An 18,885-nucleotide genomic window follows, 5' to 3' on the forward strand; every position below is an offset into this window, starting at 1 on the left:
CTGGGTTATCCGCTGAGCACCGCGACGGTCGGCGCGGTGCTCAGCGGCACGACCGTCGCGATGGCGTTCACCGGGCTTGCGGCTGTCCGAGCGCGTCGGCCATGAACGACTCCGACAGTTCGTCGATCACGTCGCCGCGGATCTGTCGGCGTTCGTTTGCCAGGGCGGTGGTCGTGCAGATGCCGAACGCACCCTGCTCGTCGTAGAGCACCGCGGCACCGGCCGCGATCCCGTCGTCGCTGAGGTGGCTTTCCGCCTCGAGACCCATCTCGTCACCGACGGGCATGCGCGAGAACGTGATCGACACGTCGGTGTTGATGAAGCCGATGCCCTCGGTACCCCAGTTGGTGACCAGACTGGTCTGCTCGCCGGTCATCGCCGCGTAGCAGAACGGGGACGACGGCTCCCCCGCGACCACCGCGATATTGCGCACCCACTTGCGTTTGCGGGTGTCGTTCTGGTGTTCGGTCATGTTCGCCGACCAGCCCTGCCCGTCGCTGCCGAACAGGTGCATCGCCTCGTCGATGGTGGCCAGCACGCTCGGCGGCGGCAGGGGACGATCCCGATCGAGGCGCCAGACCTCGCCCGGCGGCTGGGTCGAACGCTTCAGCAGCAGCGCGCTGCCGCGGGCGACGATCTCGCCGTCGGCGCGCACGAGGATCGACACCGCGCGGACCCGGTTGCCGTCGCGCACCACGTCGCTGGCGATGGTCAACGGTACGGCGGGTACCGGACGGTGCAGGTCGACGGTCAAGCGCGCCGGGACGAACCCGTCGGCGCAGTAGCGTGCTTGCACCTCGCGCGCCATCAACCCGCAGACCGGTGGCCCCGACAGCGTGCTGGGCGACCACAGGCTCAGCGAGTACCGCATCGGCGTGTACACCCCGTCCGCGTGGGTGAAATAGCCAGGGGAGGTGCTCATCGTGACCCTTTCCTCCGCGGGTGCCGGGCGGGATCGCGGCGGCACACCGACCTTCACACTAGAACGTGTTGCAGTTTTACGGCAAGTGGGTCACTCCAGCTCACCCTCGGTTTCCAGGTACACCTGCCGCAGTTTGTCCAGCGTCTCCTGCTCGGGGTGCTCCCACAACTTGCGCTCGGCCGCCTCCAGCAGTCGTTCGGCGATGCCGTGCAGGGCCCACGGGTTGGACTGCTCCATGAACTTGCGGTTCACATCGTCGAAAACATAGCTCTCGGAAAGCTTTTCGTACATCCAGTCGGCGACCACATTGGTGGTGGCGTCGTAACCGAACAGATAGTCGACAGTGGCGGCCATTTCGAAGGCGCCCTTGTAGCCGTGGCGACGCATCGCCTCGAGCCAGCGCGGGTTCACCACACGCGCGCGGAAGACACGAGCGGTCTCCTCCGACAGCGTGCGGGTGCGCACGGCGTCGGGGCGGGTGGAGTCGCCGATGTAGGCCTCGGGGTTCTTGCCGGTCAGCGCACGCACGGTGGCGACCATGCCGCCGTGGTACTGGAAGTAGTCGTCGGAGTCGGCGATGTCGTGTTCGCGGGTGTCGGTGTTCTTGGCGGCGACCGCGATGCGCTTGTAGGCGGTGCGCATGTCGTCGGCGGCGGGGGCGCCGTCGAGGTCGCGGCCGTAGGCGTAGCCGCCCCAGGTGGTGTACACCTGCGCCAGATCGTCGTCGGTGCGCCAGCTCTTGGAATCGATGAGCTGCAGCAGGCCCGCGCCGTAGGTGCCGGGCTTGGAACCGAAGATGCGGGTGGTGGCGCGACGGGTGTCGCCGTGTTCGGCGAGATCCGACTGCGCGTGCGCGCGAACGTAATTCGACTCCGCGGGCTCGTCGAGGTCGGCGACGAGGCGGACCGCGTCGTCGAGCAACGCCAGCACATGCGGGAAGGCGTCGCGGAAGAAGCCGGAGATACGGACGGTGACGTCGATGCGCGGGCGGGTGAGTTCGTCGAGGGAGATCACCTCGAGGGAGGTGACGCGCCGACTCGCCTCGTCCCACACCGGCCGAACGCCCAGCAGCGCGAAGACTTCGGCGATGTCGTCGCCGGAGGTGCGCATCGCCGAGGTGCCCCACACCGACAGGCCGACCGACTTCGGGTACTCGCCGTGATCGGCCAGGTAGCGGGCGAGCAGCGATTCCGCCATCGCCTGACCGGTCTCCCATGCCAGCCGCGACGGGACGGCCTTGGGGTCCACGGAGTAGAAGTTGCGGCCGGTGGGCAGCACATTGATCAGGCCACGCAGGGGTGAGCCACTCGGTCCCGCGGGGATGAAACCGCCGTTGAGAGCGTGCAGGATGCGGGTGATCTCGATGTTGGTTTCGCGCAGTCGGGGCACGACTTCGGTTGCGGCGAAACGCAATACGGTCGACACCGCGGCGAGGCGGGTCGAATCGTCGGCCGTGCCGGTGACGACAGCTTCGGGGGCGGCCCCCACGGACCCGGCCGACGACGCCACCGCATTGCCCACTCCCCCAGCGAGAATCGCGGTGGCGTAGTCGTTCACCAGGGTCTCGACGGCATCGGCCGACCAGTCCGTCGCCTGGAGCGCGGCGAGGATCTCGCGGGCGCGGGCCTCCACCACGTCGACGCGATCGCGCGACTCGTCACCGGCTTCGCTGAGCCCCAACGCTTCTCGCAGGCCGGGGACGTTCTGTTCGCCGCCCCAGAGTTGGCGGGCGCGCAGCATCGCCAGGACCAGGTCGAGTTCCATCTCGCCCTCGGGTGCCTGGCCGAGAATGTGCAGGCCGTCGCGGATCTGGACGTCCTTGATCTCGCACAGCCAGCCGTCGACGTGCAGGAGCATGTCGTCGAAGACGTCTTCCTCGGGACGTTCGGCGAGGCCGAGGTCGTGGTCCATCTTGGCCGCGCGCATCAGCGTCCAGATCTGCTGGCGGATGGCGGGCAGCTTGGCCGGGTCCAGGGCCGAGATGTTGGCGTGCTCGTCGAGCAACTGCTCCAGACGGGAGATGTCACCGTAGGTCTCGGCGCGCGCCATCGGCGGGATCAGGTGGTCGACGAGGGTGGCGTGGGCGCGCCGCTTGGCCTGGGTGCCCTCACCGGGATCGTTGACCAGGAACGGGTAGATCAGCGGCAGATCGCCCAGCGCCGCGTCGGTGCCGCAGGAGGCCGACATCCCCAACGTCTTGCCGGGCAGCCATTCCAGGTTGCCGTGCTTGCCCAGGTGCACCATCGCGTCGGCACCGAAGCTGTCGGGAGCCGACAGCCACCGGTAGGCGGCGAGGTAGTGGTGACTCGGCGGCAGGTCGGGGTCGTGGTAGATCGCGACGGGGTTCTCACCGAACCCGCGAGGCGGCTGCACCATCAGTACCACGTTGCCGAAACGCAGTGCGGCGATGACGATCTCACCTTTGGGATCGCCCGACCGGTCGACGTAGAGTTCGCCCGGCGGCGGTCCCCACGCCTCGACGACGGCCTCGCGCAGGTCCGCGGGGAGCGATTCGAACCAGCGGGTGTAGGTGGTGGCGCCGATGCGGATCGGGTTGCCTTCCAGCTGTTCGGCGCTCAACCACTCCGGATCCTGACCGCCCGCGGCGATCAGCGCGTGGATCAGCGCGTCGCCGTCACGCTCGGCGAGGCCGGGGATGTCGGCGTCATCCCCGAGGTCGTAACCGGCGCAACGCAATTCGGTGAGCAGGCGGATCGCGCTGGCGGGAGTGTCGAGGCCGACGGCGTTGCCGATGCGGGCGTGTTTGGTCGGATAGGCCGAGAGCATGATCACGATCCGCTTGTCGGCGGCCCGGATGTGGCGCAGGCGGGCGTGGCGCACGGCGATCCCTGCCACGCGGGCACAGCGTTCGGGGTCGGGAACATAGGCGGACAGACCGTCGGCGTCGAACTCCTTGAAGGAGAACGGCACCGTGATGATGCGACCGTCGAATTCGGGCACCGCTACCTGCGTCGCGACATCGAGCGGCGAGAGGCCGTCGTCGTTGGCCTCCCACTGCGCGCGTCCGCTGGTCAGGCACAGGCCCTGCAGGATCGGCACGTCCAGCGCGGCGAGCGCGGCCACGTCCCAGGCTTCGTCGTCGCCACCGGCCGAGGCGGTCGCGGGCTTGCTGCCGCCGGCCGCGAGGACGGTCACCACGAGGGCGTCGGCACGGCCGAGCAGCGTGAGCAGTTCGGGTTCGGCGGTGCGCAGCGAGGCCGCGTAGACCGGCAACGGCCGCGCGCCCTTGGCCTCGATCGCCTTGCACAGCGCCTCGATGTAGGCGGTGTTGCCCGCGAGGTGCTGGGCGCGGTAGTACACGACGGCGACGGTCGGGGCGTGCGGTTCGAGGATGCGCGAAGACCGGGCCAGTTCGCCCCAGCTGGGCAGTTGCGCGGGCGGTTCGAATCCGTGACCGGTCAGCAACACCGTGTCGGACAGGAAGTTGTGCAGCTGACGCAGGTTGTCGGCCCCACCCGCGGCGAGGTAGTTGTGCGCGTCGGCCGCCACACCTACCGGCACCGTCGAGCATTCCATCAGCTCGGCGTCGGGGGCGATCTCGCCGCCCAGCGCCACCATCGGCACCCCGCTCGCCCGAAGCGCGTCGAGGCCCTCTTCCCAGGCCCGCTTGCCACCGAGGATCCGCACGATCACCAGATCCGCGCCGTCGAGCAGCTGCGGCAGATCCTCCACCAGCAGCCGGGCGGGATTGCCCCAGCGGTACTCGGCGCCGCTCGCGCGCGCGCTCAGCAGATCGGTGTCGGAGGTGGACAGCAGCAGGATCACAGGGTGAGACCTTCCTCGGGTTACGCGCCCATCGGGGTTGCGGTGCTCGCCGGAGAGGGTCTGGCTGTTCACAGTGGCGCGACCGCACCGGATTTCCACCGGTTTCCTCGACGCCCGCCGAGCAAGACGATGCTACTGGGCCCACCGGGCCCGCAACTTTTCAGCCCGCTCCCCGCCCCTGGACAATTGATCAGCGGGCACTGGCGCGGGGCATCGCCGGAGAGTTCGTCGCGTCACTCCCCCGATGTCGATCGGAGCGTCGCGCGCCGATGTTCAGCGCGCGACGCGCCGTGATGGGGCGGGCAGCCGGTCAGTGGGTGGGTCGACGGGTGGTGTCACCGGCGGCGATCGCGGCGGCGACCTCCGCGCAGACTCGGCGGATCAGCGCGCCGTAGTCGTCGTCCGGGAGTACGTCTAGGCGTTCGCGGGCCGCTGCGATGTGGTGGGTCGCGGCGGGGAAGGCGCCGAGGCGGCGGAAGTTGTCGGCGAGGTTCAGGTGCAAGGAGGGGTAGAACCCCGAAACCCGCAGGCCCGCGTGGTGATCGGCCAGCCGGGTGTCGGTGAGGACATCGGCGGCATCGAGGGCGCGAACGTCCCAGACGAGGGCCTCGGCCGGGTCGTCGTAGGTATCGGCCAAGTAGTGGGCCAGGGTGCAGCGATGCAGCGGATCCCCGGCGGGGCCGATCTCGGCCCAGACTCCGAGCAGGGCGGCGCGGGCCCGATCGGGATCACCGGTGCGAAAGTCGGTGATGCCCTCGGTGATTCGGGTCATGATCGGGTCGGCGACGTTCATCACGGGGTCTCCTCGGTGGGTTCGGGCTTGCAGGGCATGGCCGAGGTCGACAGGTCGCCGTCGTCGGCGGAGCGGACCCGGACGGGCATGTCCGGGGCGATGAGGTCGAGCATCACGTCGGGGCCGAGAGCGCAGGCGACGGCCGGGTGCAGGGTGGTGACGGCGAAATGGATCGTCATCGCCGGGCCGGTGACCACCGCGGGTATCGATCGCGCGATCTGGGCCGGACCGACCCCGGCGACCACCACCGTGCCGCCCGGGTTCACCTCGAGTGCCACCGTCGGCGCATCGGCGTTTTCCAGCGCCTCGAGCAGACCCGCCCGGGCGAGGACGACTCTGGTGCGCACCGACGGCAACGCGGCCAGCATGGCTCGGTAGTCGGGAAATTCCGCGCTCGCACGGCGGCAGCGACGGGAATCGGAATCGCCGCTGATCCGGTGTGCCTGCCCGGTGTGCACGGTCGGGAGTTCGTCCGACCCAGGATCCGCGGCAGCCGTAGCGAATTCGACCGCTGAGGATCCTGGTCGAATCGCCACGCAATATCGGCGGCGCAGCCAGGAGACCGCCGAGCGGAGGTCACCGGCGTCGACCGTGACCGCCCACACCGCGTCGCAGGCGTGCGTCGGTCGCACGGTGCGGGTCGTGAGCCGGTAGCGATCCGTGGCGGTGAGGATCAGTTGCTGCCCGTCCGCCTCGAACAGGATGGTGTCGAGCACCTGGCGTTCAGGATCGGCGACGGTGGCGGTCGCGACCTGGTCGATCGCGGCCGCCAGCGCCGGACCGCTCACCCACAGTTCGCCGCGGACTTCTTCGGGTGTGCGCGCCGACCCGTGCGTGGCGCGGAGTGCGGCGCGGGCGGCCGTCGCGGCGGCGCGGACCTCGCCCTGGTGGCGGTCGAGATCGGCGAGGTGGTGGTCGAGAAGGGTGATCGCGCGGGCAGCGTCCGGTTCGGCGAGCAGGGCGGTGACCGCGGGCAGCGGCATGTCGACGGCGCGCAGGTGGCGCAGGAGGCGGGCGGAGGCGAACTGGTCCGGGCTGTAGTAGCGGTAGCCGGTGACCTCGTCGACGACGGCGGGGACGAGAACGCCTGCGTCGGCGTAGAAACGCAGGGCGCTGGCGCTCAAGCCGCAGGCGCGGGCGAAAGCTCCGATGGTGATCAGTTCGGTGTCGGGCACCGTCTCATCGTCGGGGTTCGAGTGCGTCGAAGGTCAACTCATCGATCGGTCGGTGCCCGCGGCGACCATCTCCGGCGAGCCGGTGTCGAGATGGCGGTACACGTTCGCGATCACCAGTCGGCCGAGACCGTTGTTGCCGACCCCGCCGATCACCGCACCGATCCCCGCGGGAATCAGGGTGCCGAACAGCAGCAGGGTGCGCTTGACCAGGTAGTTGACGATGAAGCGTTTGGCCGGGGAGTCGGGCATGCTCGCCAGGCCCGGAATGTGGTCGGTGACGACCGAGATCCACTGACCCGTCTTGTGGCCCGCGGTCTCGTCGAGCATCTTCGTGCCCGCCTCGCCGAGCACGACCTTCGACACCAGGTGCGCCTGCCGTGGGTCGTCGGGGTCGAGACCGTACGCCGCGGCGGCACCGACCGACAGCGCCGACGAAGCCTCGAGGAACACGACGGTGTCCACACCGGTCGCGGCCAGCCCGAGCAGGGTGCCGACCCCGGGCACCGCGGCGGTGAGCCCGACCGCCGCGCCGCTGGCGGTGACGACGACCAGGTACTGGCGCGACAGTCGCTGCACGATCTCCACCGGAGCATCCTCCGGGTGTCGGCGGCCCAACCAGTCGACGTAGCGGTTCATCACCGGCGCCTGGGCCTGCGCGACCCTGTCGAGCGCGGGAACGACACGCTTGTCCACGAATTCACGCAGCATGCGGCGAATCTCCTGTCAGTACTCGGCTGGCGAAGGATCCGCCACTCACCCTAAGCGATTACCCCCGAACCGTGCCGTCACGCGAGAGGGCCTCGTCACATCGGCCGGGCCGCGCGGCTGGTCGACCTCGCCGTGGCCCCGGCGTTCGGTGGCCCGCCCTCGGTCCATCCCGGTGGGGTTCGGGGCGCCACGGGTGGGTCGTAGGCTTGAGCATCATGACCAGGAGTGCGCCCGATTCGTGTCCAGGGGTTCTGCGGTTGCATCAGGCCGCCGACGGGCCGTTGGCACGGATTCGTGTGCCGGGTGGACGGTTGGAGCCGGCGCAGTTGCAGGTCCTGGCCGATGCGGCGCGTGATGTGGGCAACGGAAACCTGGAGCTGACCTCGCGCGGCAACATCCAGCTCCGGCAGGTACGTGACGCGTCCGAACTCGCCCTCCGGCTGGGCGCGGCGGGCCTGTTGCCCAGCGAGAGCCACGAACGAGTGCGCAATATCGTCGCCTCCCCCCTGTCCGGTCGCGTCGGCGGGTTCGCCGATGTCCGGGATCTGACGGTCGACCTCGACGCCGGGCTCCGGGCCGATGCGCGGCTCGGCGACCTGCCGGGGCGGGTGCTGTTCACCCTCGACGACGGTCGCGGCGACGTGAGCACGCTGCGCGGCGACATCGGGATCCACGCTGTCGGCGGCGACGAGTTCGCCCTGCTGCTGGCCGGTGTCGATACCGGGCTTCGGGTGAGTGCGGGTGCGGCGGTCGAGGTGATGCTCGACGCGGCCCGTGGCTTTCTCGATCTACGGGGAACCAGCGAGCGCGGGCAGTGGCGACTGCACGAGATCCCGGGCGGGGTCGAATCGGTGGTCGAGGCACTGGATCGCTCCCCTACCGGTGAACCTCTCGAACTCGGTGCGACACACGATGTTCCGATCGGGTGGCTCGACCAGGACAACGGCTTGGTCGCACTCGGCGCCGCCGTCCCGCTCGGCACCCTGTCCGCCAGGACCACCGAATTCCTGGCCGCGGTGGAACGGCCCGTCTTCGTCACCCCCTGGCGCAGCCTGGTGATCACCGACCTCGACGAAGGGCCCGCCGAAACCGTGGTGCGGGTACTCGCGCCGATGGGGCTGATCTTCGACGCGAATTCGCCGTGGCTGCAGGTCAGCGCCTGCGCCGGACGCCCCGGCTGCGCGAAATCACACACCGACGTCCGCGCCGACCTCGCCGCCGCCGTCGACTCCGATCGTGTCCTGGCCGAGGTGACCGATGTCGAGCGCTCGGCCGTGGCGGTCGAACTCGTTCCCGCCGCAGCCGTCACCGTGGCGGGTCGCCAGCACTGGTCGGGCTGCGACCGACGCTGCGGCCGCCCACGCGGACCCGTCACCGATGTCGTCGCCACCGACCACGGCTACCGGGTCGAGACCGACGAGGCGACGACCGCACCCTGACCTGCTTCGGCGACCGAGCGGACAGCGATCGACGATCAGCTTCCCGCAGCAGTTCCGCGTCGTAGGCACCGCAGACGAGCAAGCCCCCGCCAGCTGCGCGTCCGCCGCACCGACCCGGCTACCCGATGGCCGTGTCACGGCGGGTGTGCAGCTCGAGCACGCAGCACTTCACGCCGCCGCCACCCTTGCGCAGTTCGGACACGTCGACCGGCACGGGGACGAATCCGCGTTCACGCAACCGCGCGAGGAGTCCGGTGGCGCCGGGGTCGAGGAAGACGTGTTCGCCGTCGCTGAGTCCGTTCAAGCCGAAGGAGATCGCGTCGTTGTCGTCGGCGAGGATCGCGTCCGGGTACAGCGCGGTCAGGACGTCGCGGGCGGCCGGGCTGAACGCGGGCGGATAGTAGGCGATGGTGGTGTCGTCGAGGACCATCAGCGCGGTGTCGAGGTGGTAGAAGCGTGGGTCGACCAATTCGAGGGAAACCACCGGCACCCCGAAGTACCGCTCGACCTCCGCGTGCGCGGCCAGCGAGCACCGGAACCCGACACCGGCCAGGATTCGGCGCCCGGCGAACGCGAAATCGCCCTCCCCCTCGTTGGTTTCGGTCGCGGTGGCCAGCTCGCGCAGTTCCCGAGCGGCGAACCAGCGATGGAAGGCGGGGCCCTCGGCCGCCCGTTGCGGGTGGGCGAACCGTGCCGAGAGCGCGTGACCACCGATCACGATGCCGCTGTTGGCGGCGAAGACCATATCCGGCAGACCGGGCTCGCCGGGAACCGTCTCGACCGTGTGTCCGTGCGCTTCCAGGGTCGCGCGCAGGATTTCCCACTGGGCGAGCGCGCGCGCCCGGTCGACCCCGACGGCCGGATCCATCCACGGGTTGATCGCGTAGGTGACCTCGAAATGGTCGGGGCGACACAGCACGTAGCGACGCGGCGAGGCAGTCCGCGCGGGTGCGGATACGCGAAGGGGGCTAACGGCGGTCATCAGGACTCCTGGTGGCTGCGACGGTTTCCACGACCGTAATTGCCGTTGCATTCCACGCGTAACACCGATTCGTTGTGCATTTCGATGCCAGAATGACGAATCATTGCGCGATCGAGAGGACTGACGTGGACGAGATCGATCGACGTATTCTGGCGGAACTGCTCCTGCGTGCCCGCGCCTCGTTCCAGGACATCGGTTCGGTGGTCGGACTGTCCGCGCCCGCGGTGAAACGCCGAGTGGACAAGATGGTCGCGAGCGGACAGATCACCGGGTTCACCGCCCAGGTCAACCCGGCCGCCCTCGGCTGGACCACCGAGGCCTATGTCGAGGTCTACTACCGCGACAACATCTCCCCCGCCGAGCTACGCCGCACCCTGGAGCCGATTCCCCAGGTCGTCGGGGTGTGGACGATCGCGGGCGAGGCCGACGCGCTGGTTCATGTGATGGCCACCGATATGGCCGAGATCGAGGTGACGGTCGAACGGATCAGGGAGAACGCGCGAGTCGGGCGCACCCGTAGCTCGTTGGTGATGTCGCGCATTCTCGAACGCCCCCGCACCTGAGCCGGGCGGCGCCACGTCAGGCCCAGGTTCTAGGGTTGTGCGCATGTCCGACGTGCGTGCCAGCTACCTCACCGACGGGGCCGAGATCTATCGGCGCTCGTTCGCGACGATCCGCGACGAGGCCGATCTCGCCGGTTTCCCCGCCGATGTGGAGCGGGTGGCGGTGCGGATGATCCACGGCTGCGGTCAGGTCGACCTGGCCGCCGATATCGCCTACTCCCCGGGAGTGGTCGCCGCGGCACGGGCCGCGCTGCGCGCGGGCAAACCGATCATCTGCGATGCCAACATGGTCGCCTCGGGAGTGACCCGCAAGCGCCTGCCCGCCGACAACGCGGTGCTGTGCAACCTCACCGACCCACGGGTGCCCGAACTCGCCGCGCGACTGGGCAACACCCGCTCGGTGGCGGCGCTGGAACTGCTGCGCGACCAGCTCGACGGTGCGGTGGTGGCCATCGGCAACGCACCGACCGCCCTGTTCCACCTGCTCGACATGCTCGACGCCGGTGCGCCGAGTCCCGCCGCGATCATCGGCATCCCGGTCGGGTTCATCGGAGCCGTGGAATCCAAGCAGGCGCTGATCGACTTCGGCGGCATCGAATACTTGACCGTCCGCGGCAGGCGGGGCGGCAGCGCGATCACCGCGTCGGCGCTGAATGCGATTGCGAGCGAACAGGAGTGAGTGAGATCAGCACCGGCAAACTCTGGGGTATCGGCCTCGGTCCCGGCGATCCGGAACTGGTGACGGTGAAGGCCGCCCGGCTCATCGCCGAAGCCGATGTGGTCGCCTTCCACAGCGCCAAGCACGGGCGCAGCATCTCGCGGGCCATCGCGGAACCGTATTTGCGCGCGGGCCAGATCGAGGAGCACCTCGTCTACCCGGTGACCGTGGAGACCACCGATCACCCCGGCGGGTACCAGGGCGCGATCGACGAGTTCTACGAGCAGGCCGCGGCACGCCTGGCCGCCCATCTGGCGGCGGGGCGCACCGTCGCGTTGCTCGCCGCCGGCGATCCACTGTTCTACTCGTCCTATATGCACATGCACCGGCGGCTGGCCGATCGATTCGAGACCGAGATCGTTCCCGGCATCACCTCGGTCAGCGCCGCCTCCGCGGCGCTGGGCACTCCCCTGGTGGAAGGTGAGCAGGTGCTGACGGTGCTGCCCGGCACCATGCCCGTCGACGAGCTGACCCAGCGACTACGCGACACCGACGCGGCCGCGATCATGAAGCTGGGGCGCACCTTTCCGGGTGTGCGCCGGGCACTCGCGGATTCCGGCCGGTTGGACGCCGCCTACTACGTCGAACGCGCGAGCAGCACTCGCCAGCGGGTACTCGCCGCGGCCGACGTCGACGAGGCGGACGTGCCGTACTTCTCGATCATGCTCGTGCCGGGCCCGACACCCACCACCACCATCCCGGCTCGTGGCGCTTCCATCCGCACCGACACTTCGATCAGCTCGGCGTCCGGTGCCGACACGACCGCGCCGCGGGTCTCGACTGCCGCCGCGTCGGCGCAGCTGCCGGGCGAGGTCGTCGTCGTCGGCCTCGGCCCCGGCGATGCGGATTGGACGACGCCGCAGGTCACCGCCGCCCTGGCCGAGGCCACCGACCTCGTCGGCTACACCACCTATATCGACCGCGTTCCCGAGCGCGCGGGTCAGCGACGGCACGCCAGCGACAACAAGGTCGAGTCCGAGCGGGCCGCGATGGCGCTGGACCTGGCCAAGCGGGGCGCTCGCGTCGCGGTGGTGTCCTCCGGCGATCCGGGCGTCTTCGCCATGGCGGCCGCGGTACTCGAGGTGTCGGCCGAACCGCAGTTCCAGGATGTCCGCGTGCGGGTGCTGCCCGGGCTGACAGCCGCCAACGCGGTGGCGAGCCGGGTCGGCGCGCCACTCGGGCACGACTACGCGATGATCTCGCTCTCGGATCGACTCAAGCCCTGGGATGTTGTCGCACAACGCCTCTCGGCGGTGGCCGCGGCCGACATGGCGATCGCGATCTACAACCCGGCTTCCTCGCAACGACGCTGGCAGGTCGGCGCCATGCGCGAGCTACTGCTCGAACACCGCCCGCCGGTGACGCCGGTGGTACTCGGCCGCGATGTCGGTGGACCGACCGAGTCGGTCCGGGTGACCACCTTGGGCGAGCTCGATCCGGACGAGGTCGACATGCGCACACTGCTGATCATCGGATCGTCGACCACCATCACCTTCGACACGCCGGAAGGCACCCGCGTTTTCACCTCGCGCAGGTACGGGGCGGTACCGAGCCGGTAGTCCGCCGCGAGCAATCAGCGAACCGCGCGGTCGGTACCCCATGCGGCCCCGACGACCGGTCACCGAATCCGCACGGCAACCACTGCGGTGCCTCCAGGGCCGACCGCGATTCTCGGCGACCCGCGCGGTCGGCGAGACCCCTCGATACGCGCGTGCGGTGGCACACTGGTTCCGCGGGCATGCCCGCGAGCACTACAGCGTGACATCTCGTTTCCTGGTTCGATTCCCCAACACGTCCACAGCGGACGATGAAAGGACTCACCACGATGAGAGTTCAGCACCACGCACGGCACACCGTCGGTACCCGATTACGGCGCGGGGTGACAGTCGGCCTGATGGTCGCCGCCATGGCGGTTCCCGTCGCCGGGATCCTGCCGGGCGCCTCGGCCCAACCAGCCCCGCCTGCCCCACCGGCGGCACCCGCCGCGCCCGCGGCACCGGAGGCGCCGGCCGCCCCGGCGGCACCCGCCGCGCCCGCATTGCCCGCGTTGCCCGCCCTGCCCGGGGCACCCCTGTCCACGACCAGCATCACCCTGCTGGTCAACGGCTTGGACGGCGAGCCCATCGAGGTCAGTGTCGACTCCACGGCCACCGTGAAGGACCTCAAGACCCGCATCGAGGAACAGACCGGGGTTCCGGCTGCCGACCAGCAGCTCATCACCGAGAGCGAGGTCGCACTCGAGGACGCCGCGACCTTGGCGTCCTATGAACTGGCCGACGGCGACATCGTGAACCTCGCGTTGGCCTGAGCCCGGCGATCGATCTGCGCGGCGGTGGTGCTCAGCGCGCGAGCACCACCGCCGCACCCCCCGGGTCGGCGAACTCACCGCAACACCGGCACTATTGGCGGACCGCCCACCCAGGCGTAACATTCCACTTAGGAATGTAGTTCGAAGGGAGTTGACCGTTGACCGACATCGCGACTCGACGCCGCCCACTGAACTCCACCGCGGCCTCGCTGCTCGGGTTCCTGCACGAGGGCCCGAAGTCGGGCTGGGATCTCGCCACGCAGGCCCAGCAACGCATCGGCGACTTCTGGACCATCACGCAGAGCCAGGTCTATCGCGAGCTGTCCACCATGGACGCCGCGGGCCTGGTGACCAAGGGCGAACGCGGCGCCAGGGAACGCACGCCGTACCGGATCACCGAGATCGGGCGCGAGGCCTTCGCCGAGTGGATCGGGCGCGACCCCGGCGCCGAAACCATCCGGGTGCCACTGCTGCTCACCCTGTCCTTCGGCGAGCACCTCGATCCAGCACATCGCGATCGGATCATCGCCGCCAACAAGAATATTCACCAGGACCGCCTCGACCGCTACCTCGACGAAGACGAAACCGCGCTGGCCCCCCACCAGCGGGCCACCCTCGAATTCGGCATCGCCTACGAGCGTGCGGTCCTGCACTGGTTCGACCAGTTGCCGACGATCTTCACGCCACCGCATCCACGCTGACAGCGTTCTCCGGCAGCCGGATTCAGCGCACCCGGTGCGACTCGGACTCGCGCAACCACTCGACAGCGTCGCCGACCTCGGCCACGGTGCGCGCGCCCGCGGGCAGCGGCGGTCGGTCGATCATGATCACCGGCAGACCCGCGGTGCGCGCCGCGACGATCTTGGCCTCGGTCTGCGCGCCACCGCTGTTCTTCGTGACCAGTACATCGATGCGATGGCGCGACATCAGCACGAGCTCTTCGTCGAAAGTGAACGGCCCACGCGCCAGCAACAGCTTCGAGCGCGGCGGCAGCGGGACCTCGGGGGCGTCGATGGAGCGGATGACGAAGCCGTGCCCCGTGCAGCCGACGAACGCGCCGACGCCTTGGCGGCCGATCGTCAGCAGAACCTGTTTGTCGCGCGGGGTCAGGGCCGCGGCCGCCGACGCGAGATCGGGCACCCGGGTCCACAGGTCACCGGGTCGTTGCACCCATTCCGGGCGGCGCAGATGCAGCGCGGGCAGGTTCAGATCAGCGGCGGCGGCGGCCGCGTGCGCGCTCACCTGCGCGGCGAAGGGGTGGGTCGCATCCACGACAGCGTCGATCGCGTTCTCACGTAGCCAGGTTCGGAGACCTTCGACACCGCCGAACCCACCCACGCGGACCGCACCCACCGGCAACCGCGGATTGGCGACCCGGCCGGCCAGGGAGGACACGATGTCGAGCCCACGCTCGCCGGACGCTCTGCGCGCCAACTCCCTGGCTTCACCGGTGCCACCGAGGATCAGAACTCTCAGGACAGCCCTCCGAAATCATCGGCACCGGCACAGCCATCGCCATCGAACGTCGAGTACTTCATGTAACTCTCCATCATGGAAAACGCACCGGGAAGATTACCCCGAACGGCAACGACCCTACCCCCGAGCCTGGGGTTCTACACCTTCGGTCTGAAACTATTCCGGCGCGCGAACCCTGCGACAACGGATTCACCGTGATCTGCGCGTGATCTGCGCGTGATCGGACCTATGGGTCGATGCTCTGTCGACCAGCGGGTTTTCGGACAACCCACTGGGCGACCGGCAAGTGCGGACGCCAGGCCGTGAACCCGCCCAGTGGTTCGCCGCGATAGATCTGAAACTTGCGCAGCATCCCGCCGAACCCGGCGGACCAGTCGAGCAGCAGCGCTTCCGATTCCGCGGTGACCGCGTTGGCGACGAGGCGACCACCGGGGCGCAGGCGTTGCCAGCACTGTTCGAACATGCCGTCCTGAGTGAGTCCGCCGCCGAGGAATATCGCGTCGGGCGCGGGCGCCAATTCTTCGGCTAACTCTGAGCGCACCTCGCCGCGGATCGTTATTCCCGGTACCCCGAGTGCATCGATATTGGTCGCGATTTGTTCTCGACGGGTGGCCAGTCGTTCGAACGTGACGGCCCGGCACAGCGGATGGGTGCGACACCATTCGATGGCGACACTGCCCGAGCCACCGCCGATATCCCACAGCATTTCCCCCGGTGCGGGGGCGAGAGCGGTGACGGTGAGGGCGCGCACCTCGGCCTTGGTGAGCTGGCCGTCACCGGCGAAGGCGGCGTCGGCCAGGCCAGGCAGGCGGGTGTCGCGCCGGGTGCCCGGATCGGCGCGACAGTCGATGGCGACGATGTTGAGCGGGTCGCCGGGCGGGTGCGGCCAGGTGGCGGCGAGGCCGGTGCGCCGACGTTCGGTGGGACCGCCGAGTTGTTCGCAGACAGTCAGCATCGAGGCGCCGAATCCGTTGTCACGCAGCAGTTCCGCGATCCGGCTCGGGGTCGTCTCATCCTCGCTGAGGACGAGGATCCGACGATTTTCCGACAATTCGGGCAGGATGGTGGGCAATGGCCGGGCAACCACGCTCATCACCGGAGTTTCGGCCAGCGGCCAGCCGAGCCGGGCGCACGCCAGCGATGCCGACGAGGGCTGGGGGTACACCCGCAGCGCCGCCGGGCCGAACCGCCGCGCCAGGGTGACGCCGATGCCGTAGAACATGGGATCGCCGCTGGCCAGGACACCGACACGGCGAGCGGCATTGCGCGCGAACAACTCCGGCAGTGCGGGCACCAGCGGCGACGGCCACGGCACGCGTTCGAGATCACCGGCCGGGAGCAGGGCCAGCTGCCGCGGGGACCCGAACACCACGTCACAGTCGCCGATAGCGCGGCGGACCGTGTCGCCGAGCCCGGCCCATCCGTCGGCCCCGATTCCGGCGACCACGATCGGGTGGCCGGTCCAGTCCGTCCCGGTCACCGTGGCATCCGGCGCCAGACGGATTGCGGGAGCAGGCGCATCACGAAGAACGCCAACGCCAGGCGGCCGGGGACGGCGACGCGGGTGGCGCCCTTGCCGAGGCTGCGGACGACGGCGTCGGCGACCTGGCCAGGGGTGCTGGACATAGGGGCGGGGTCCATGCCGGTGGTCATCCGGCCGATCACGAAGCCCGAACGCACCAGCAGCAGTTGGACGCCGGTGCCGTGCAGGGCGTCGCCGAGGCCGCTCGCGAAGCCGTCGAGGCCCGCTTTGGCCGACCCGTAGACATAGTTCGCCCGCCGCACCCGCACGCCCGCGATAGAGCTGAACACGACGATCTGGCCGGACTCCTGCGCGCGCATCAGGGTCGCCAGGGTGGTGAGCACACTGACCTGGGCGACATAGTCGGTGTGCACGACCGCGACCGCGTGTGCCGGGTCGTGCTCGGCTCGGTCCTGATCGCCGAGCACACCGAAGGCGAGCACCGCGGTCGCGATGCCACCGTGCTCGGCGGCGAGCTTTTCCAGCAGGGGCGCGTGGGCGGCGATGTCGTCGGCGTCGAATTCCACGGCGTGTACGGCACTCGCACCCGCCGCGCGCACCTGCTCGATCTCGGCGGCCAACGTATCGGCCCGGCGCGCGGCCAGGATCACCACCCGCCCGGAGGCCAGCCTGCGCGCCACCTCGAGCCCGATCTCACTGCGCCCACCCAGGACCAGCACCGGACCGTCGTTCTGCATTCCCATAGCGCCAGTCTGTCATCCGGTCGTGGTGGCCTGTTCCGGCCCGCCTCGGTGGCCGCCCCCGCGCTGCCTCCGACGACCGAATCGACACGCTTTCTCGACGTCCGGCGACAGTTCGCCGGTGGAGCAAGCTCACCACGGCCCGCGGAGTCCGCCGTCGTTCGGCCCGACTACCGTTTCCGGCATGTCGACCGCCACCGCACAGCTGTCCCCCGCCGCCCTCGAGTTCGTCACCCAGCGACACCTGGCCACGTTGACCACCCTGCGCGCCGACGGCACTCCGCACGTGGTCGCGGTGGGCTTCACCTGGGATCCGGCGAGCGGGCTCGCCCGCGTGATCACCGACGGCGCGTCGGTGAAGGCGCGCAACGCCCGACGGGGTGGGTACGCGGCGGTGAGCCAGGTCGACGGCGCGCGCTGGCTCACCCTCGAAGGACCGGCGACGGTGCTCGACGACAGCGCCGGCGTCGCCGAGGCCGTGCGCCGCTATACCGAGCGCTACCGGGTGCCCCGCGAGAATCCGACGCGGGTCGTCGTCGCGATCCAGGTGCGCCGGGTGCTGTCGTCGAGCACGCTGAAATAGACTGCCCCGCCCGGTCGACACCGCACCGGACGCCCCGACATTGCCTGTGCGCGACGCGCTTACAGCACCGTCAAACCGTGCGGCCGGTTGTTCATCGACTCCACGCCGTCCTCGGTGACGACCACGATGTCCTCGATCCGCGCGCCCCATTCGCCGCCGAAGTAGATTCCCGGTTCGATACTGAACGCCATGCCCGCTTCGAGCACCAAGTCGTTGCCCGCCACGATGTAGGGCTCCTCGTGCACCGACAGGCCGATGCCGTGGCCGGTGCGGTGGATGAAGGCCTCGTCCAAGCCCGCGTCGGCGAGCACGGCGCGCGCGGCCGCGTCGATGGACTCCGCGCTCACTCCCGGCCGCACAGCCGCGACCGCGGCGGCCTGGGCGGCCTCGAGCACCGCCATCCGCTCGACGATCTCCGGGCTCGGGGTGCCGAGCACGTAGGTGCGGGTCGAGTCCGAGTAGTAACCGGGTTCGACCGGGCCACCGATATCGATCACCACCACGTCGCCCTGTTCGATCACGCGATCGGACACCTCGTGGTGTGGGTCGGCGCCGTGCGGGCCACTGCCGACGATGACGAACGCCGCCTCGGTATGGCCCTCCGCGAGGATCGCGGCCGTGATGTCGGCGGCCACCGCCGCCTCGGTGCGACCCGCCGAGAGGAATTCACCCATGCGCGCGTGCACCCGGTCGATCGCCGCACCCGCGCGGCGCAGCGCGTCGATCTCGGCCTCGTCCTTGATCATTCGCGACTCCCGCAGCACCGGCGTCGCCGACGCGGGCAGCCCCGTGGTCGACTCGGCGAGCGGGATCAGGTGCAGCGCGGGCATCGCGTCGGCCACCGCGATGCGCGAACCCGCGTGCAATGTCGAGCGGACCAATTGGTACGGATCGACGCCGTCGACCCAGTCGAGTACCCGCAGGCCGAGTTCGCCCGCGGCGGAATCCGCGAGAGCGGCCAGCTCGAGTTTCGGGATGACCACCGACGGTGTCGATCCGTCCGCCGAGATCACCAGGCAGGTGAGTCGCTCGAAGGATTGCGCCGCCGAGCCGATCAGGTAGCGCAGATCGGGGCCCGGGGTGATCAGCAGGGCGTCCAGATGCGCCGCACGCATCAATTCGACCGCCCGTTCCAACCGCTGACCGTAGACCTTCGCAGCGAACCTGGCATCCGTGTGCGCGCTCATAGGATCCGACGTTACCCGCCCG

At 69.7% G+C, this 18,885-nt stretch carries 17 protein-coding genes; 7 read left to right on the forward strand and 10 right to left on the reverse strand.

Features of this window, described 5'->3' with window-relative positions; genetic code table 11:
* Positions 1-67: 67 nt before the first annotated feature.
* The 5 genes from ACFWUR_RS03270 to ACFWUR_RS03290 form a co-directional block, all read right to left on the reverse strand.
* Positions 68-922 (reverse strand): acyl-CoA thioesterase domain-containing protein, encoded by an 855-nt coding sequence (locus tag ACFWUR_RS03270; protein WP_378901128.1) that lies wholly within the window; start codon positions 920-922, stop codon positions 68-70.
* 90 nt (positions 923-1,012) lie between these two features.
* Positions 1,013-4,708, reverse strand: a complete 3,696-nt coding sequence (cobN, locus tag ACFWUR_RS03275) for a cobaltochelatase subunit CobN (RefSeq protein WP_378901130.1) — start codon at positions 4,706-4,708, stop codon at positions 1,013-1,015.
* A 310-nt stretch (positions 4,709-5,018) separates the two neighbouring features.
* On the reverse strand, positions 5,019-5,501 hold the full coding sequence (locus ACFWUR_RS03280; protein ID WP_378901132.1) for a hypothetical protein: 483 nt from the start codon (positions 5,499-5,501) through the stop codon (positions 5,019-5,021).
* Positions 5,501-6,676, reverse strand: coding sequence for a MerR family transcriptional regulator (locus tag ACFWUR_RS03285; protein WP_378901134.1), 1,176 nt, complete (start codon positions 6,674-6,676; stop codon positions 5,501-5,503). Before ACFWUR_RS03285 ends, ACFWUR_RS03280 begins: the two co-directional genes overlap by 1 nt.
* Before the next feature lie 33 nt (positions 6,677-6,709).
* On the reverse strand, positions 6,710-7,384 hold the full coding sequence (locus ACFWUR_RS03290; RefSeq protein WP_378901136.1) for a hypothetical protein: 675 nt from the start codon (positions 7,382-7,384) through the stop codon (positions 6,710-6,712).
* 215 nt (positions 7,385-7,599) lie between these two features.
* Between ACFWUR_RS03290 and cobG the strand changes: the two genes are divergently transcribed.
* Complete coding sequence (gene cobG, locus ACFWUR_RS03295; protein WP_378901139.1) at positions 7,600-8,823, forward strand: precorrin-3B synthase; 1,224 nt, start codon at positions 7,600-7,602, stop codon at positions 8,821-8,823.
* A 118-nt stretch (positions 8,824-8,941) separates the two neighbouring features.
* Here the strand turns inward: cobG and ddaH are convergent, their stop codons facing one another.
* Positions 8,942-9,805, reverse strand: coding sequence for a dimethylargininase (gene ddaH / locus ACFWUR_RS03300; RefSeq protein WP_378901142.1), 864 nt, complete (start codon positions 9,803-9,805; stop codon positions 8,942-8,944).
* Between the two features lie 125 nt (positions 9,806-9,930).
* Here ddaH and ACFWUR_RS03305 point away from each other — a divergent pair, with 125 nt between their 5' ends.
* From ACFWUR_RS03305 to ACFWUR_RS03325, 5 genes are all read left to right on the forward strand, one after another.
* On the forward strand, positions 9,931-10,368 hold the full coding sequence (locus tag ACFWUR_RS03305) for an Lrp/AsnC family transcriptional regulator (protein WP_378901145.1): 438 nt from the start codon (positions 9,931-9,933) through the stop codon (positions 10,366-10,368).
* Positions 10,369-10,411: 43 nt separating this feature from the next.
* On the forward strand, positions 10,412-11,047 hold the full coding sequence (locus ACFWUR_RS03310; RefSeq protein ID WP_378901147.1) for a precorrin-8X methylmutase: 636 nt from the start codon (positions 10,412-10,414) through the stop codon (positions 11,045-11,047).
* 5 nt (positions 11,048-11,052) lie between these two features.
* Positions 11,053-12,645: a precorrin-2 C(20)-methyltransferase gene (locus ACFWUR_RS03315; RefSeq protein ID WP_378901566.1), complete on the forward strand. Its 1,593-nt coding sequence runs from the start codon at positions 11,053-11,055 to the stop codon at positions 12,643-12,645.
* A gap of 266 nt (positions 12,646-12,911) precedes the next feature.
* Entirely contained in the window at positions 12,912-13,394 is a 483-nt protein-coding gene (locus ACFWUR_RS03320) for a ubiquitin-like domain-containing protein (RefSeq protein ID WP_378901149.1), read from the forward strand.
* 158 nt (positions 13,395-13,552) lie between these two features.
* Positions 13,553-14,095 (forward strand): PadR family transcriptional regulator, encoded by a 543-nt coding sequence (locus ACFWUR_RS03325; RefSeq protein ID WP_378901151.1) that lies wholly within the window; start codon positions 13,553-13,555, stop codon positions 14,093-14,095.
* Positions 14,096-14,117: 22 nt separating this feature from the next.
* Here the strand turns inward: ACFWUR_RS03325 and ACFWUR_RS03330 are convergent, their stop codons facing one another.
* The 3 genes from ACFWUR_RS03330 to ACFWUR_RS03340 form a co-directional block, all read right to left on the reverse strand.
* Entirely contained in the window at positions 14,118-14,870 is a 753-nt protein-coding gene (locus ACFWUR_RS03330) for a cobalt-precorrin-6A reductase (RefSeq protein WP_378901569.1), read from the reverse strand.
* Between the two features lie 226 nt (positions 14,871-15,096).
* Positions 15,097-16,368, reverse strand: coding sequence for a precorrin-6y C5,15-methyltransferase (decarboxylating) subunit CbiE (gene cbiE, locus ACFWUR_RS03335; RefSeq protein WP_378901572.1), 1,272 nt, complete (start codon positions 16,366-16,368; stop codon positions 15,097-15,099).
* Positions 16,347-17,096: an SDR family NAD(P)-dependent oxidoreductase gene (locus ACFWUR_RS03340; RefSeq protein ID WP_378901153.1), complete on the reverse strand. Its 750-nt coding sequence runs from the start codon at positions 17,094-17,096 to the stop codon at positions 16,347-16,349. The genes cbiE and ACFWUR_RS03340 overlap by 22 nt, the downstream gene beginning before the upstream one ends.
* 181 nt (positions 17,097-17,277) lie before the next feature.
* Here ACFWUR_RS03340 and ACFWUR_RS03345 point away from each other — a divergent pair, with 181 nt between their 5' ends.
* Positions 17,278-17,676, forward strand: coding sequence for a PPOX class F420-dependent oxidoreductase (locus tag ACFWUR_RS03345; protein ID WP_378901155.1), 399 nt, complete (start codon positions 17,278-17,280; stop codon positions 17,674-17,676).
* Positions 17,677-17,735: 59 nt separating this feature from the next.
* Here the strand turns inward: ACFWUR_RS03345 and ACFWUR_RS03350 are convergent, their stop codons facing one another.
* Positions 17,736-18,863 carry a M24 family metallopeptidase gene (locus ACFWUR_RS03350; RefSeq protein ID WP_378901157.1) on the reverse strand — a complete coding sequence of 376 codons (1,128 nt, stop codon included), beginning with the start codon at positions 18,861-18,863 and terminating at the stop codon, positions 17,736-17,738.
* Between the last annotated feature and the right edge of the window lie 22 nt (positions 18,864-18,885).

It is taken from the genome of Nocardia sp. NPDC058633, assembly GCF_042717045.1.
Classification (GTDB): domain Bacteria; phylum Actinomycetota; class Actinomycetes; order Mycobacteriales; family Mycobacteriaceae; genus Nocardia.

Coding starts and splice junctions, on each gene's coding strand:
- ACFWUR_RS03270 (WP_378901128.1), bottom strand. CDS start 922: ATGAGCACCTCCCCTGGCTATTTCACCCACGCGGACGGGGTGTACACG.
- ACFWUR_RS03280 (WP_378901132.1), bottom strand. CDS start 5,501: ATGAACGTCGCCGACCCGATCATGACCCGAATCACCGAGGGCATCACC.
- ACFWUR_RS03290 (WP_378901136.1), bottom strand. CDS start 7,384: ATGCTGCGTGAATTCGTGGACAAGCGTGTCGTTCCCGCGCTCGACAGG.
- cobG (WP_378901139.1), top strand. CDS start 7,600: ATGACCAGGAGTGCGCCCGATTCGTGTCCAGGGGTTCTGCGGTTGCAT.
- ddaH (WP_378901142.1), bottom strand. CDS start 9,805: ATGACCGCCGTTAGCCCCCTTCGCGTATCCGCACCCGCGCGGACTGCC.
- ACFWUR_RS03310 (WP_378901147.1), top strand. CDS start 10,412: ATGTCCGACGTGCGTGCCAGCTACCTCACCGACGGGGCCGAGATCTAT.
- ACFWUR_RS03320 (WP_378901149.1), top strand. CDS start 12,912: ATGAGAGTTCAGCACCACGCACGGCACACCGTCGGTACCCGATTACGG.
- ACFWUR_RS03340 (WP_378901153.1), bottom strand. CDS start 17,096: ATGGGAATGCAGAACGACGGTCCGGTGCTGGTCCTGGGTGGGCGCAGT.
- ACFWUR_RS03345 (WP_378901155.1), top strand. CDS start 17,278: ATGTCGACCGCCACCGCACAGCTGTCCCCCGCCGCCCTCGAGTTCGTC.
- ACFWUR_RS03350 (WP_378901157.1), bottom strand. CDS start 18,863: ATGAGCGCGCACACGGATGCCAGGTTCGCTGCGAAGGTCTACGGTCAG.